The 15,513-nt window shown below is 71.7% G+C and carries 11 protein-coding genes; 7 read left to right on the top strand and 4 right to left on the bottom strand.

Features of this window, described 5'->3' with window-relative positions; translation table 11 throughout:
- Window positions 1–3 precede the first annotated feature (3 nt).
- Window positions 4–885, bottom strand: a complete 882-nt coding sequence (locus tag BLQ97_RS06010; protein ID WP_091364270.1) for a sulfotransferase family protein — start codon at window positions 883–885, stop codon at window positions 4–6.
- 282 nt (window positions 886–1,167) lie between these two features.
- On the opposite strand from BLQ97_RS06010, the gene BLQ97_RS06015 reads away from it, so the two are divergent.
- Window positions 1,168–1,944 (top strand): hypothetical protein, encoded by a 777-nt coding sequence (locus BLQ97_RS06015; protein WP_091364272.1) that lies wholly within the window; start codon window positions 1,168–1,170, stop codon window positions 1,942–1,944.
- A 10-nt stretch (window positions 1,945–1,954) separates the two neighbouring features.
- On the opposite strand, the gene BLQ97_RS06020 is transcribed toward BLQ97_RS06015, so the two are convergent.
- Window positions 1,955–2,926, bottom strand: a complete 972-nt coding sequence (locus BLQ97_RS06020; RefSeq protein ID WP_175471615.1) for a glycosyltransferase — start codon at window positions 2,924–2,926, stop codon at window positions 1,955–1,957.
- Window positions 2,927–4,642: 1,716 nt separating this feature from the next.
- On the opposite strand from BLQ97_RS06020, the gene BLQ97_RS06030 reads away from it, so the two are divergent.
- The 6 genes from BLQ97_RS06030 (at window position 4,643) to galE (ending at window position 12,526) form a co-directional block, all read left to right on the top strand.
- Entirely contained in the window at window positions 4,643–6,814 is a 2,172-nt protein-coding gene (locus BLQ97_RS06030) for a glycosyltransferase family 2 protein (protein WP_175471616.1), read from the top strand.
- 68 nt (window positions 6,815–6,882) lie between these two features.
- Window positions 6,883–7,623 (top strand): ABC transporter permease, encoded by a 741-nt coding sequence (locus tag BLQ97_RS06035; protein ID WP_175471617.1) that lies wholly within the window; start codon window positions 6,883–6,885, stop codon window positions 7,621–7,623.
- Between the two features lie 110 nt (window positions 7,624–7,733).
- Window positions 7,734–8,807 carry an ABC transporter ATP-binding protein gene (locus BLQ97_RS23245; RefSeq protein ID WP_175471618.1) on the top strand — a complete coding sequence of 358 codons (1,074 nt, stop codon included), beginning with the start codon at window positions 7,734–7,736 and terminating at the stop codon, window positions 8,805–8,807.
- A 62-nt stretch (window positions 8,808–8,869) separates the two neighbouring features.
- Entirely contained in the window at window positions 8,870–10,075 is a 1,206-nt protein-coding gene (locus tag BLQ97_RS06045; protein WP_217637076.1) for a glycosyltransferase family 2 protein, read from the top strand.
- A 16-nt stretch (window positions 10,076–10,091) separates the two neighbouring features.
- Complete coding sequence (locus tag BLQ97_RS06050) at window positions 10,092–11,045, top strand: glycosyltransferase family 2 protein (protein ID WP_175471619.1); 954 nt, start codon at window positions 10,092–10,094, stop codon at window positions 11,043–11,045.
- A gap of 419 nt (window positions 11,046–11,464) precedes the next feature.
- Entirely contained in the window at window positions 11,465–12,526 is a 1,062-nt protein-coding gene (gene galE / locus BLQ97_RS06055) for a UDP-glucose 4-epimerase GalE (RefSeq protein ID WP_091364284.1), read from the top strand.
- A 138-nt stretch (window positions 12,527–12,664) separates the two neighbouring features.
- Here the strand turns inward: galE and BLQ97_RS06060 are convergent, their stop codons facing one another.
- Together BLQ97_RS06060 and BLQ97_RS06065 are read right to left on the bottom strand one after the other, a co-directional pair.
- Window positions 12,665–13,738, bottom strand: a complete 1,074-nt coding sequence (locus BLQ97_RS06060; protein ID WP_139173482.1) for a glycosyltransferase family protein — start codon at window positions 13,736–13,738, stop codon at window positions 12,665–12,667.
- 177 nt (window positions 13,739–13,915) lie between these two features.
- Window positions 13,916–15,508, bottom strand: coding sequence for a glycosyl hydrolase family 28-related protein (locus BLQ97_RS06065; RefSeq protein WP_091364289.1), 1,593 nt, complete (start codon window positions 15,506–15,508; stop codon window positions 13,916–13,918).
- Window positions 15,509–15,513 lie beyond the last annotated feature (5 nt).

Consider the following 15,513-nt stretch of genomic DNA (forward strand, 5'->3'; position numbering starts at 1 on the left):
AGCTCAGGCCGCCCGGTGGGTGCCCAGCCAGTCCGGGCGGCCGGCGATCCCCGCCGCGTCCAGCATGGTGACGAGCCGTTGGTTGTGCGGGGCGTAGAAGTCGGTGAGCCGTTCCCGAGTGGGGGCGTCCATGCGGACTTCGGCGGCATCACCGTTGACGCGGTAGTAGGCGCTGCGCAGGGAGCGCTTGAGGCCGGGGTGCTGAGCGAAGAAGCGTTCGCTGCGCCGGTTGACGAAGAGCGCGCCCATCTGCAGTCGCTTGTTCTTGTACTGCACGGTCTTGTTCTCGATCGCGTAGGAGAAGCCGGCGCACACCGTCCGGTCGATCCCCAACCAGTCGCACAGGTCCTCGACCACGTCCCGCGGGGCAGACACGACGTACTCGAAGTACTCGACGCGAAGCCGCTCACCCAGCACCTCGAGCCACGGTTCGAGCCACGTGTCGTAGCAGCCGCCACCCAGACCCCAGAAGGGCTGGTTCTCCCGCCGTCCGTCGGTGCCCTCTCGGTGGAGGTGCACGCAGCGGTCGACGTACTCCGGAAAGGTCATCTCCTTGGGTATGCGTGCCGTGCTCCGCACGAACCGGTACCAGGACCAGCACCGCTGGACGGGGTCCCGGAAGCTGACGATCGCGCGGGCGTCCGGCAGCAGGCGGTCGACCGCCTCGGCCACCGTTCGACCGCCCGCGTAGTAACCCGGCGTCGCCTCCATCCGATAACGCTCGCCGCTGTGGTGGCTGAAGTGTCGGCTGTAGGTCTCGAGTGGCGGGAGTGGCTCCCCGTACCGCAGTGCGGAGAAGTACCGCAGCTCCTTCAGATCGGCGGGGCACACGTCGGGGTGCTGGGCCAGATAGCGGAACAGGGACGTCGTCGCAGCCTTCGCCACCCCGATGATCAGGAGGTTCGGGAGGTGTGGTGCGGCTGCTGGCGAAGTCACGGCCATGCTCCCTGTGCTCGGACCCTGTGCTGGTCTGGTGGTCGGCGGGGTGATCCTGCGCGAAGCGGAGCGGGAAGAGCAATCCGGAGGTCCCGGTTCGAACCGGGATCCGTGCGGGCCCTGGAGTCCTCATCGTCGGGCTCCCTCCGCTCACGCACCGTGAGGTGGTGAGCCCGCGATCTCGCCGCGGCGCCGCCTGATCCGACTCCAATCGTCGGGGCGGGACGAGGGGTGCCGATCGGCGACCGACACCACCAGAATGGCGCTGTGCTCGCGACGCTCCTCCGCAGTGCCGACCGCGCGCGTCATCACGCCCGGCGGCCGGTGGCGCGCGCCCCCTATCTGTGGGACCTCGCCATGCTGGTGCGGCCGGAGAAGCGGGAGACGCTGGCCCGCCGGGGAACGGCGATCGTGATCGAGGGGTTCCTGCGCTCGGGCAACACGTTCAGCGTGGCGGCGTTCCGGGTCGCCAACGGTCACGATCTGCACGTGGGGCGGCACCTGCACGGTGCACCGCACGTGCTCCGCGCAGTTCGCCTGGGACTGCCCACGGTCGTCCTCGTCCGTGAGCCGGGGGATGCGGTCCTGTCCTACCTGATCCGCCGGGACTCGCTCACCCCGCACGACGCCGTGCTGGAGTACCTCGACTTCTACCGGACGGCCTGGCCGGCTCGGGAGGGCTTCGTCGTCGGTCCGTTCGACCGGGTCACCGGGGACTTCGGCGGCGTCATCGACGAGGTGAACGCGCGGTTCGGGACGTCGTTCATGCGTTTCGAGCACACGCCGGAGAACGAGGCGAACGCCTTCCGGCTCGTGGAGGACATGAACCGGCTCGAGTCCGGGGGCGAGGTCGTCGAGACCCACGTGGGACGGCCCTCGGGAGCCCGCGCCCGGCGCAAGGAGGAGTTGCGTGAACTCCTGAGCCGGCCACGGACCGCTGCTCGGCTCCGGGAGGCGGAGGCCCTCTTCCAGCGGTACACGGACCTGGCCGCTCAGCGGGCCCGCTGACCGGCGGACCTCACCGCCGACGGCGGGCCAGGTCACCCACTCCCTGCCAGAAGCCGAGCCCCCAGCCGACCTGCATGGCGACCACCGCTGCTGGGATGACCCGGCGGTCAGCACCGGGTTGGGCGTGCCGCGCGATCACGGCGCCGAGGGCTGACACGGCGAGGACGTAGGCCAGGGCGGCGGCCCCGCCGAGACGAGGGTGACGGAGCGAGACGGCCGCCGAGCCACCCAGCCACAGCACCAGGAGGGGTGGCGCCACGTGTCTCGGGTGCAGGCTCTCCGGGTGCCTCCGGGCTACCAGCGGCTTACCGCGCCCGTACCGTCGGTACTGGCGGAACAGGTCCCGGAGGCTCTCCCGTGTGTTCCACGCGATCTCCAGGTCCGGGTCGAGCAGCAGCTCGCCTCGGCGGCGGATGCGCTGGTCGAACTCGAAGTCCTCGTTGTTGGGGACGTCCTCGTCCCAGCCGCCGAGCTCACGCACGGCTGCTGTGAGGTATGCCCCGAAGGGGATGTGGTCCACCACCGCCTCGGCGGTGGCGTAGTGGTAGCTGGATCCTCCGACGGCGAGCGGCGAGTTCAGCACGGTCGCGATCGCCCGGCCGGCGGGCGTGCGGGCCACCGCCGTCTTGCGGCCTCCGACGCCGGCCCAGCGCCCCTCCTCCAACCGGGCCACGGCGCGAGCGAGGTATCCCTGCGGTATCACCGAGTGGGCGTCGACTCGTACCAGCCACGTCCCGCGAGCCGCCCCGAGGGCGGCGTTCAGACTCGCCGGGATCGAGGGTGTGGGATGCCGCAGGACGGTCATCCGTGGGTCACGCGCTGCCCGGTCGAGCAACTTCTCGGTGGTGCCGTCGGTGGACCCGTTGTCCACGACCACGACCTCGAACGTGACCCCCTCCTGCACGAGCACCGAGTCGAGGCACGTGTCGATGGTGGACACCTCGTTGCGCGCGGGTACCACGACCGTCACCTGCGGCGACACGTCAGGGCCCGGGACATCCCACCCGGCTCTCCTCTCGGGCATCCCACCCCCCCTCTCCTCGGCTTCCTCAGCCGGTGTGGCGCGCGGGGCCGGCCGCTGCCCTGGCCGTGGGTCCCGGGACCTTATCGAACCAACAGGACGTTGCCGGTGCCTCCGCGCGCGGTACTGGACCGGGAGGACTGCCTCGACCGGAGATCGATGGGTCGCCGCCCCAGGCCGGTCCGGCCGTGGCTGCACGGCGACGGCGACGGCGAGGGCGCTGGGACTCGATCGTCAGGGCGGTGCGGACGGTGGTGGGAGAGCAGCCCAGGTGAGGTCCCGGTCCCCCGTGATCCGGTGACTCCCGAGGGTCGAGCGGTGGATCGGGCACGTGCGAATCGAATCCGGTCAAGGGCGCCGACAGTCAATGAGCGGCGCAGAGTAGTGGCGTGTAGGTGCTCGGTGACGGCCCTTGCCAATGGTGAACCGGAGTCACACGATGTGCTCTCGCGCGGTCGACCAACACGTTCAACTACCTGAGGGCAGGGGTGGACAGGGTGCTCGTCACGGGAGGGGTCGGTTTTCCGGAGACTCATGTCCGTAGGCGTTCACTCGCAGGGAGTTGCCAGGTCAGCGCCGAGGGGCATTCGGTGCCCAGTACGGCGCACGAGGTCTACGACCCGACACGAAGCGGACATTTCCACGTCATGGGGAGTGGCGGGATCGAGGACGCAGACGACGCAGCTGCGGTGAATCCGGTCCCTCATTCCGCGAGCCCTCACTTCCCACATGGCCACGAACGGTCGTCTGTCGGGATGTCTGGGGTCGCCGGCGCCGGGTGGCCGCGCTCCCCCGAGCACGTGCACGAGGGCCGCACGCTCCCCCTCAGGATCGAGCGGAGTGACGTGCGGTGGCCCGCTGTGCGCTCGAGGCCCGGAGGCTGCTCGGCGTGTGCCGATTCAGCGGTCCCCCGAGGGTTCCGCTCTGGGAGGGCCGCGTGCCACGTCGAGGTCCTGACATCCCACCGCCAGGCCCTGGACGGGGAGCCGTTGCTCGTGGCTGGTGACGGCAGCCGGACGCCGTGCGGCTCTCCCGTCCACGACCTCGTCGAGGACGGCCTCCGGCTCACTCCCTCCGGACACACGGCTCCGATCGACACCGGTGACCCGGCCGAGGTCGGCGTCCTGGACCTCGTACGGGCGGTCGACGGCGGCCGCGAGCAGGTGGCGGTCCATGCCCCCTGAGGCACGAACCGGCGGTCCCATCGACCTCCCGGTCGAGGACGTCGGCGCGTCACCCGTCACTCCTGGCCCCTCACCGACCCAGGACGGCGCGCTCTCGCCTCAGCCGGCAGACCAGCGACGTCGGAGCGCCCGTCGGATGCTCAGACCCGACGGACGGACGCACTACCGCGCTCTGGCCGTCGCGGACGTGGACCTCGACAGGGGAACTGCCTCACCCCGCCCGCCGGTCATCGGTCCGGAGCACCAACCGGAGGGCGTCCACGCACTCGTGTGGCTGCACGGCCATCCCATCGGAGAACTGACCCTCCCCGGGGATCCGCAGACGCTCCTGCCCGGCCTGCCCGGTGTGGCTGCTCGGGAGCTGGCCACTGCCGTGGACGCGCACCTCCTGCGTGATGCGCTCGCCACGTGCGGGGGGCTGGAACGCGCCCGCTCCCGCGGACTCCACTCCATCCCCCACCCGAGAGAGACCCTGGACACCTCGCAGATCACCGTGGCCGTCTGTACCCGCGACCGGCCGGAGGACCTGCGTCGCTGCCTCGCTGCCATCCAGCTCCTCGAGCCGGCACCCGCAGCCGTCCTGGTCGTCGACAACGGGTCCGCCGACGACCGGACCCGCCGGGTGGTCGAGGCGTTCGGTCTCTCGTGCGTCCGCGAGCCGCGGCTGGGCCTGGACTGGGCGCGCAACCGTGCCCTCCTCGAGGCCAGGACCGGGATCGTCGCCTTCACCGACGACGACGTCCTCGTGCACCCCCGGTGGATCGCGGGCATCGCGAGGGCCTTCACCGAGGAGCCCGGGGCCGTGGGGGTCACCGGTCTCGTCGCGCCGGCGGAGCTGGCGACACCGGCTCAGGTGCTGTTCGAGGCGTACGGGGGCTTCGGCCGTGGCTACGCACGGCAGTGGATGTCGGTCGCGGTCGAGACGGGTGAGGTGGCGGCGCGGGTCCACCCGGGCACCGGCGGTGCGGGTACCGGGGCGAACATGGCGGTCCGTCGCGAGGAGACGCTGGCGCTCGGGGGGTTCGATCCTGCGCTCGACGTCGGTACGCCGACCGGCGGCGGGGGGGATCTGGAGATGTACTTCCGCGTGCTGGCCGCCGGCCACCTGCTCGTGTACGAACCCTCGGCTGCGGTCTACCACGTGCACCGGCGCACCGAGTCCCAGCTCCTGCGGCAGATGAGGGGGCACGGCACCGGGACCTACAGCATCTTCGCGGGGGCGGCACTCCGGTACGGCAAGGTGCAGGCCGGTGAGTTCCTGGCGTTCGCTCTGTGGTGGGCGCTGCACCGGCACCTCAGAGCCCACGTCGGGCAACTGCTCCGCCGCCGACCGCTGCCCTGGGCGCTCGACCGTGCCGAGACCCGCGGCATGTGCGCCGCGGTGCTCGGCCGCTACTACACCCGCGCCCGGAGGCAGGCCGTCCAGCAGCAGGGCGAGAACCCGGACGAGCCGCGAGCTCCTGCTCTCGTCCGGCCCCGGGCCCGCAGGACTCGAGACCACACGCCCGACCCGGTCGTCACCGTCGACCTCGCCCGTGACGGCGGTGAGAGCGCCCTCCGACAGGGGTCTCCGGTCGGTGACAGCCGGGCTCGCCGCGTCCGCCTCGTCGTCGAGCGGAACGGGGTCGCGCAGGCGCACCTCGTGGTCAGGACCGGTGGATCCCCCCTGACGCCGTCGCGGCTGCGGTGGAGTCTGGTCCAACGCCTTGGACCGGCCGTCCTCGAACCCGGGGCGGTGTGGCAGGAGCCTCCGGGACCACGGGCCCGTCGTGGCTCGGGCAGCGACGCGGTCGCCCCTCACGTGCAGATCGTCGTCGTGTCCGACGGCGCGGAGGTGCACGGACGACCGGCGCTGGACGCGGTGTCGGCACAATCTGATCTCATCGGTGCGAGCGTCACGTACGGTGACTCCCCGGGTGCCGCCCGACCGGGCGAGCACGGCCGGGTCCGGCGTCACACCATGGCGGGTGACGGTGGTGCACAGCCGGCGGAGGAGGTGCTGGTCCTCCTGCGCAGCGACCTCCTCGTCGCTCCCGGGTGGTTGCAGGAACTGCTCGTTCCGCTCGCGGACCCGGGTGTCGCAGTGGTCACCGGCCGTGTGCTCCCCGCTGGGCAGAGCGGCACCTACGCCCAGTGGCGGGACTACCAGGACGTGCTCGACCGCGGGCCCCACCGGGCGGTGTTCGACGGCGACTGGCTGCGCTCGTCCCGGGGTCCTGCTCGGCTGTGGGAGATCGGCACGTTGGCGAACGCCGCCGTCCGGTGTTCGGCGTTGTCCCGACTCCCGTCCGTCGCCGGTCCGGCTGCCCTGACGGGAGCCGTCGTCAGCGAGGACTTCTTCTACCGGGTCCTGCACGCCGGCGGGCGCATCGCGTACGCGCCTGCCGCCGTCGCCCGCCGCGTCGCCGCCCCTGCGGACCGGACCTCGGTGCGTGCGGAGGTCGCGTCAGCGGCGACCGCGCACGTGGCCTCACTGCTCAACGTCGTCGTGGAGCACCGGGATCTTCGGGGGCTGGTGCGACTCGGTGTCGTGCTGCCCCGTCAGCGCCTGCGCAGGATCTGGCACGTCCTCCGGGGCAGGGACGACATCCCGGCTGACCTCGTCGTCGCGGACCTGGCCGGTCTGGTGCGCGGACTCGCGTGGTGGAGATGGCGGGCGGGATGACGGGCGGACCGCTCGCCTGGGCGCTGAGGACCGGAGGGGTCCCGGTCCCCCGGTCGCGTGCCGTGCAGGTGACGCTCCACCTGACCGCGCGCGAGTTCCGCATCCGCTACCAGGCCGCCTTCTTCGGGTGGCTCTGGGCACTGGCGCCCGCCGTGGCGCGCTTCCTCGTCCTCGGGCTGGTCTTCTCGGCGCTCGTCGCGGGTGGTGGTCCCGACTACCTGGCGGAACTCGCCGTCGGCGTCCTCGCCTGGAACTGGTTCTCCGCGGGAGTGTCGGCCTCGGGGAGGAGCGCGGTCGACCGTCGCGACCTGCTGGGCCACCCGACTCTCCCGCGGGAGGTGGTCCCGGCGGTGAGCGTGCTGACGGACGCCTTCGACTACTTCGCAGCTCTCCCGGTCCTGCTCCTGGTCGTCTGGCTGGACACCGGCACGCTGCCCGTCACCTCCGTCCTGCTGCCCACCCTGCTGGTCCTCCAGGGTCTGCTCATCCTCGGTCTGGGCATGGCCGCGTCCGTGGCCGACGTGTACTGGCGGGATGCCCGCCTCGCCGTCGACCTCGTCCTCTCCCTCGGCTTCTTCGTGACCCCCGTCTTCTACACGGCACAGGCGCTCGCCGACGAGGGGCTGGCTGCACTGGCGTCCTGGAACCCGATGGCCGGCCTGATCAGCGCTCAGCGGCAGCTCCTCGTCGAGGGAGTCGTACCGCCGGTGACGGACCTCCTGCCCCTCACGGCGGTGTGCGTGGTCGTGTTCCTCTCCGGCTGGATCGTCTACCGCCGTCACGCACCGACCTTCCTGGACCAGCTGTGACCGAGCCGGTCCTGGTCCTCGACCGGGTGGGGAAGCGCTTCCGGCGTGGCCGAGCCCGCTCACTGCGTGAGCGCTTCACCCGCCCCACCGCCGCACCCCGCTGGGTCCAGGTGCTCGACGACGTGAGCCTGAGTGTCCGGCCGGGCCAGGTGGTCGGAGTCGTGGGGCGCAACGGCGGCGGCAAGTCGACCTTGCTGCGCATCGCCAGTGGGCTCACCACACCCACCAGCGGCACGGTCCGCAGGCGCGCGGCGGTCTCCGGCCTGCTCACCCTCAATGCCTCTGCGAGCGGCGAGCTGTCCGGGGCGGACAACGCCGTCACGGCGGCTGTCCTCGCCGGCCTGAGCCCCGCCGAGGCCCGGCGGCGGCTGCCCGACATCCGGGACTTCGCCGAACTGAACGACGCAACGCTCCACGAGCCGTTGCGGACCTACAGCGACGGGATGAAGCTCCGCCTCGCCTTCGCCGCGGTGGCCGTCACCCGGCCGGACCTGCTCCTGATCGACGAGGTCATCGCAGTCGGGGACCTGTCCTTCCAGGAGAAGTGCCTGACCCACGTCGAGGGCCTGCGCGACCGTGGCTCCGCGGTCCTCGTCGTGTCGCACGTCATGAGCCAGTTGCGGCGGTTGGCCACGGACGCCGTGTGGCTGCGCTCCGGCCGCGTCCACGCGCGCGGGACCGCGGCCGAGGTGATGGACGCCTACGAACGGTCCATGGACGAGCGCGCAGGACCTCCCGTCCCCCTCGCGTCCGGTGGCTACCGGAAGGGGACGGGTCAGGTCCTCATCACGTCGATCACCTGCACGGGCACCCAGGACACAGGACCCGGGACCACCGCCCTGGGAGGCGGGCTGTCCGTGGCAGTCGAGTACCGGCGTCAGGTGCCGGCGGACTCGGCTCACTTCGGGGTCTCCCTGCGGCGGGCGGGCACGGACACCGCTCTCCTGGACCTGACGACGGACGGGAGTGGCGCCGGCGCTGTCCCGCTCCACGATGACGGTCGGGTGGTCCTGACGGTGGACCGGCTGGACCTCGAGCCCGGCACCTACTGGGTCGACGCGGGGATCTACGCCACCGACTGGGAGGTGCCCTTCGACTACTGCTGGGACGCGACCCAGGTCCGCGTCCTGGGGGTCCCGTCCCACGGGCCGGTACAACCGCCGCACCGGTGGGCCGTCGGGTGAACGGTGCCGTCGGACCACGCCGAGCGAGGTCACCCCGGGAGCCGTCGTCGGAGGAGACTACGGTGACGACGGGGGAGCCCGAGACGCCTCAATCGCGAGACGCCACGGAACCCTATGCGCGGGTCCTCCACATCGACGTGGACACCCCGGACTGGTCCCTGGTGGCGAGCCGGCGTCGCTCGAGGACGTTCTTCGTCCTCTGGCGCGCGGAATGCGCGGTGGGGCACGTCTGGGTCGACGAACGCGACGACCCGACACCGGCCGTGCAGCGGGCCCTGGTCACGGCGCCTCGGGCCCCCGCCGTCGCAGGTCCCGTCACGCCGCCGAGCACGGTCAGCGTCGTCATCTGCACCCGTGACCGGCCGGGTGCGCTGGTGCGCTGTCTGGCGAGCTTCGGTAACCAGAGCCGCCGTCCCGACGAGGTCATCGTGGTGGACAACGCATCGCGCGCCGCAGCGGAGACACAGGCCGCGACGCTGGCCGCAGGTGCCACCTACATCCGGGAAGACAGACCCGGACTCGACATCGCCCGCAACACGGGCATGCTGGCGGCGAGATCACAGGTCGTCGCATACACGGACGACGACACGGAGTTGCACCCCCGATGGCTCGAGTGCCTCGTCGGCGCGTTCTCGGAGGACCACGTCGTCGCCGTGACGGGTCTGGTCCTCCCCGCGGAGCTCGACACGGAACCACAGTGGCTCTTCGAGCGGGACTGGGGGTTCGGCAAGGGGTACCTCACCCGAGACTTCGACGAGGTGTTCTACGAGGACACCCGGACGAGGGGCTGCCCCGCGTGGGAGGTGGGCGCAGGCGCGAACATGGCGTTCCGTGCGTCTGTCGTCGACAGGGTCGGGCTCTTCGACGAGCGGCTCGACGTCGGGGCGGCCGGGTGCTCCGGCGACTCGGAGTACTGGTACAGGATCCTCGCGGACGGCGGCACCTGCCGGTACGAGCCGTCGGCGATCGTCTACCACCACCACCGACGGGATCTCGAGGGGCTGGCCCGTCAGCTGCGGTACTACATGCGCGGCCACGCGGCCGCCCTCCTGGTGCAGTACGAGCGGACCGGCGATCGGGGCAACCTCCGGCGCCTGGTCCTGAGCCTCCCCGCCTGGTACCTGCGCCTGGTCGCCCATCGCATCTGCGGGCGCACGGACGCACCCACGACCGCCCTGCTCCCGCAGGTCCTCGGACTCCTCTCCGGCGTCGCCTTCTACCTGCGTCGTTCACCCCTCGTCCCCCGGGTTCTCCGACATGGCGGGTAGCGGACCGGCGCCGGGGGTGACGGTCGTCATCCCGACCAGGGATCGGCGGCGGCTCCTGATGCGGACCCTCACGTCGGTGCTGGCACAGGTCGACGTCCCGCTCCACGTACTCGTCGTCGACGACGGCAGCACCGACGGGACCGCGGATGCGGTCGACGCGCTGCACTCACCCGCGGTGAGCCTGGTACGCCACGAGCAGAGCCTCGGGGTCTCCCGGGCCCGGAACTCGGGCCTCGCGGATGCAGACACGCCCTTCGTGGCCTTCACTGACGACGACGACCTCTGGGCTCCCACGAAGCTGCGGGACCAGTTGGCCGGCCTGGACTCGTTCCCCGCGGCCCGCTGGTCCTGCACGGACGCCGTGCACATCGACGGACGCCTCCACGTGATCACCTATGCCGAGGCTCCACCGTCCGGTGACGTGGCTGCCGTCATGACGCGTCGCATGGCCGTGCCCGGTGGCGGATCAGGGGTCCTGGTGCGGACGTCACTCGCCCGCTGCGTCGGGGGGTTCGACCCGGACTTCTCGATCCTCGCGGACTGGGACTTCTACCTCCGGCTGGCACTGTGCTCACCGGTGGCTGCGGTACACGCCCCTCTCGTCGGTTACTACGTGCACGCCGACAGCATGTACCACGATCCGCTCGGCCTGGCCGACGAACTCGACCGGCTCCGCCAGAAGTACTCGCACCCGGTCCCCCTGTGCTCCGGTTCCCGGATCAGGAGGGTGCAGTTCTCGCCGGACCTGCCACGGTGGTACGTGCGGTCGGCTGCCATGGCGTACGCGCAGGGCGACGTGAGAGCAGCACTGAGGATCTTGAGGGACGGCGCTCGGAGCGCTGGCGGGTGGTCGATCGCCGGACGACTGCTCGGGCGCATCGTGCGGAGGGCCGGTCGTCGTCTGGGGACTGCGCCCGACGAAGGTGCGCCCGCCCGGTGGGTGCCCTTCGAGAAGTGGCCCCACGTCTGACCGGTCGGGTGACGGGCGACGCTGGCGTGCTCGTGGGCGTCGGCGGTGGTGTCCGTGGCGCTGCGCCTGACCGGCGGAGCGCGGCGTCGCGGGACTCGACCGCGAGGGTGTCCGGCTCACCTCCTCGCCCGAGCTGCAGAAGCCGCGTCCCCACGGGCGAGCCGACGCCTGACGATCATCAGCCGACGGTCACGCGGACTGCTCCGTGGTCTCCGCCGGCTCCGGGACCGGCGACGACGTCCGCGGTCCACCTCCCGGCAGATGGGTCCCTGTCACCGCCACGCGGACCGAGTCGGCTGCTGTGCCGACAGCCGCGGGAGGTCCTCGGCCACCTCGAGGTGCACAGCTCCGCTCCGGTCTCATCACGCCCACGCCGGCGGCAGGGAGCCGATGGGGTGGACGGCTCTAGGGTGCGGCGCATGTCGTGGCTGGTCACCGGAGGCGCCGGGTACATCGGGGGACACGTCGTCGCTGCGATGAGGGAGGGTGGGGAGTCGGTCGTCGTGCTGGACGACCTCTCCAGCGGGGACCCCGGACGGGTGCCCGACGGCGTGCCCCTGGTCACCGGGGACCTGCTGGATGCCGTGCTCCTCCGGCGGACGATCCGTGATCACGAGGTCGGCGGCGTGGTGCACATCGCGGCCAAGAAGCAGGTCGAGGAGTCGGTGCGGCGACCGCTGTTCTACTACCGGCAGAACGTCGAGGGTCTCCGCGTGCTGCTCGACGAGGTGTCCGAGGCCGGTGTGAGCTCCTTCGTCTTCTCGTCCAGCGCAGCCGTCTACGGGGCCCCGGACGTCGACGTCGTCGACGAGGACACGGACTGTCGGCCGGTGAACCCGTACGGGCGGACCAAGCTGGTCGGTGAACACATGATCGAGGAGGTCGGAGCCGTCACCGGCCTGCGGTACGTCAACCTGCGCTACTTCAACGTCGCGGGGGCCGCCGAGCCGACCCTGGCCGACCGAGGGGTGTCGAACCTCGTCCCGATGGTGTTCCGGCAACTGGCCGCGCGGAGGCCACCGCGGATCTTCGGGAACGACTACGACACCCCGGACGGCACCTGCGTGCGTGACTTCATCCACGTGGCGGACGTCGCGTCTGCCCACGTGGCCGCTGCAGACGCCCTCGCCGGGGGACGGGTCCGCGGGCTCACCGCCAACATCGGTCGGGGGGAGGGCGTCTCGGTGCAGGACATGGTCTCCACCATCAGAACCGTCACGGGAACCGCTGCGGAGGCATGGTCGAACCCGGTCGTGGAGCCGCGGCGGCCGGGTGATCCGGCGCGCGTGGTGGCGTCGGCGGACCGGATCCGGGACGTGCTCGGCTGGCGGGCCCGCTGGGACGTCGAGGCCATGGTGCGGTCCGCGTGGGAGGGGTGGGCCGCGAGCTCAGGGGCCGGCGACCTCCGCCAGGTGCCGGTGGAGGCGCCCGCCGGTCCGGCGGCGAAACCGGTCCGAGCCGACGGGCGCGGCGGGGACTGAGCGACGGGCGACTGAGCGGGTTCGTCACACGAGGCCGCACTGCCGCCAGAGCATCGGCGGCGGTCCGCTGGTGTCGCCCTCAGTCGGCGAGGTCTCCACCCTGCTCAGGCCGAGCCGGCCCGGAGCTGTCCGGGAGGATCAGGCGCACCGGCCGGTGATGGCCCTCAGGCGGGTGGACCACGAGTGTTCGTCGTACGGCAGCGGGTCCACCTCGTCCGGCGACGACACCAGCACCCGCAGCGTCGCCACAGCGAGCGCGTCGTCCTCCGGGAGTCTCACGACCCGGTCCGCCAGCTGCTCGGAGACCGGGATGCCGCGGACCGCGACCCGGAAGCCGGCAAGTGCGTTGAGGAGCTTCGCGGGCGTGATGGAACCGACCCTCGGACCGCGGTACGCGAGCAGGGCGACCCGCCAGTGCGAGATGCGCCGGGGCAGGTCCTCGATCGAGACCGCAGGCAGGAGGGTGACGCCGGCATCCGCCAACTGGCGACCCACCGCTGGGTCCTCGACCGGACCCACCGTCTCGACCCGGAGCCCTGCTCGGGCGGCCGCGCACAGCAGATCCACGTCCACCTCCCGGTGGAGCGCCCCGAACCACCCGATGACCTCCTCCCGCTGTGCGAGCGGTGTCCAGTCGTGCGCGAGGAACGGGTCGTCCACAGCGGGCGGGACGACCGCCACGGGACGGCCGAGACGCCTGCTCAGGCCGTCGGCCACGACCGGGTTGTCACTGACGACGCGCCAGTGAGCGGGCATCGCTCCTTCGGCTGACAGGACGGCCTTCGGCGGGTGGAAGGAGCGTGGTGCCTCCGCCCAGGAGACGACGGCGTCATACACGACTCGGGCTCCCCGCTCGGCCAGGCGGCGGGCGACCTCGAGGTAGGCGGTGCTGGGTACGTAGACCACCACGTCCACGGGTCGTCCACCGGACCGCGCGAGGATCCGCTCAGCCAGCACCCGTGCCCAGGCGCGCGGGAACAGCACGGCCAACGGGGACGGCGCCACGAGTCGGACGCCGCGCGGCACCGAGGACGGGACGGCGTGCTGGCGCTGCCCCCGCAGCCGTGACAGCGGAGTGAGGACCAGTTGACGCAGGCGCCGAGGCTGGCTCTCCACGAAGACCACGTCGGCACTGGTGGCGGCAGCCGCGGCGAGGCTGTGGTGGCGCTGCCACAGGTAGCCCCAACGGACGCTGGACAGGAACACGGTCACCGGTCGGGGCGTGTGCCCGATCTCCCGTGCGTCGTCCGACCTGTCCGAGGCGTCATCGCTGTCCGGTACCGATGTCATGTGGCTGAGTATTTCGATTGATGACTGCAACTTCGTCCCCCTCCGTGGGGGGTGTCGCGTCCTTCCGGCATTCCCGGAGTCGGAGTCCGGGCGCCCGCCTCAGGTGTGGGAGATGAGCAGCCCGACGCTGCCATAGCTGTCGGCCGCCTCGGCACGGAAGGTGACGGCCAGGTTCCCGGACGAGGTGCCGATCTCGTGCGAGCAGGTGAACTCGGGAGCGGTGGAGAACCCGCGCGGCTGCTCCTCGCGGATGACGATGACGGTCCAGTCGTCCGTCTCGTTGACGCGGCTCGCGATGGCGATGTCCGCGCTGTACGTCGCTCGCACGGTGCCGTCGTCCCGCCCTGCCGCAGCGATGACCACGTGGACCGGTACCACCGTGTGGTCGTCCATCCGAGGCAACGGGATCTCGAGTCGCTGCGCTGCGTCACCGGACCACTCGACCCAGTCGGCCAGCGCCAGGGGCCGGTCGCCGTAGGTGAGAGTGCGTCGGTTCGCGGAGTCGCCGACCTGACCGGACGTCCGCAGTCCGCCGGCCGAGGCGACGACGGTGCCCGCTCCCGGCCCACCGCTGCGGAGGACGACTCCTCCGTGGTCTCCCGTCGTCGTCAGGAGGCCCAGCGCCACGTGGATGTCCGGGGACGCGTTGTGGACCGCGGTCATGGGGACCGCGTGGTCCTGGACGACCGTCAGGTTGCTGATGCTGGCACCGGCGGATGCCACGTCCGAGGCGAGTGACGCGAACTCGATGGCGTGACCGCCCGAGGTCGATCCCCGGATGATCAGCCTCTCCATGCTCAGCGACTGCTGCATGCTGACGAGGCGGATCGCGGCCTGCGAGTAGTCCTCGACGTGGATCCCGCTCAGGTCGGTGTCGTAGGCGTGGTGGATCTCCACGGCAGGTCCGGCGATCCGGCCGTACACGTGGACGTCGCCGATCTTCCACCCGCCGGCCGAGCCGACGGCCAACGCGCCGGCTGCGTCGACGGCGCACTCGAGGAAGCAGTGGTGGAGGTAGCCGTCGGTCAGTTTCCCGTTCCCCGGTTCACCGAGGTACATCCCCACGCCGTGGCACAGGCGCACGTCGACCTCGGTGATGCGGTTCTCGACCAGCGACGGCCCGGGGAACGGCGTCCCGTTCTCGTCGGCTGAGGTCAGCTGCACCCCGTGTCCTCCGCACGAGTAGACCGTCAGGCGCTCCAGGCGGGAGTAGTAGTCGCGGAGCACGATCCCGTGGGACTCCTCGTGCCCCTCCTCGCCCCGGAGCGTGAGGTCGTGCAGATACACGTCACCACCGGGGCCCCCGCCGTCGTGGAACCAGTTGCTGCTGGCCATGACCGGTCGTCCCGGGGTCACCTGCTGGACGACGGTGTTGACCCTCGATCCGCCGACGTCGATCCCGCTGGGGAGTCGGAGGGCCTCCGACACCAGGAAGACCCCGGCCGGGAAGAGGACCCGGCGGCCGTCCCGGGCAGCCGTGTCGATCGCCGCCTGACACGCGGCGGTGTCGTCCACCTGCCCGTCGCCGACTGCGCCGTGGTCGCGCGGGTCGACGTGAGTCCGCGACGGACCTGGCGGTCGCGGCACGTCGTCCGCCGACACCGCGTGCCCGGTCAGCAGTCCGCCGCCCACCGCAGAACCGCCGAGGGCCAGTGCCCGCCGTCGAGACAGCCGGCGGTCCTCGCTCGTCATGTCTC

The organism is Geodermatophilus telluris (assembly GCF_900102745.1).
GTDB classification, from domain to species: domain Bacteria; phylum Actinomycetota; class Actinomycetes; order Mycobacteriales; family Geodermatophilaceae; genus Geodermatophilus; species Geodermatophilus telluris.

Excerpts from the sequence above, each read along its gene's own strand:
- galE (WP_091364284.1), top strand. The coding sequence starts at position 11,465 with ATGTCGTGGCTGGTCACCGGAGGCGCCGGGTACATCGGGGGACACGTC.
- BLQ97_RS06065 (WP_091364289.1), bottom strand. The coding sequence starts at position 15,508 with ATGACGAGCGAGGACCGCCGGCTGTCTCGACGGCGGGCACTGGCCCTC.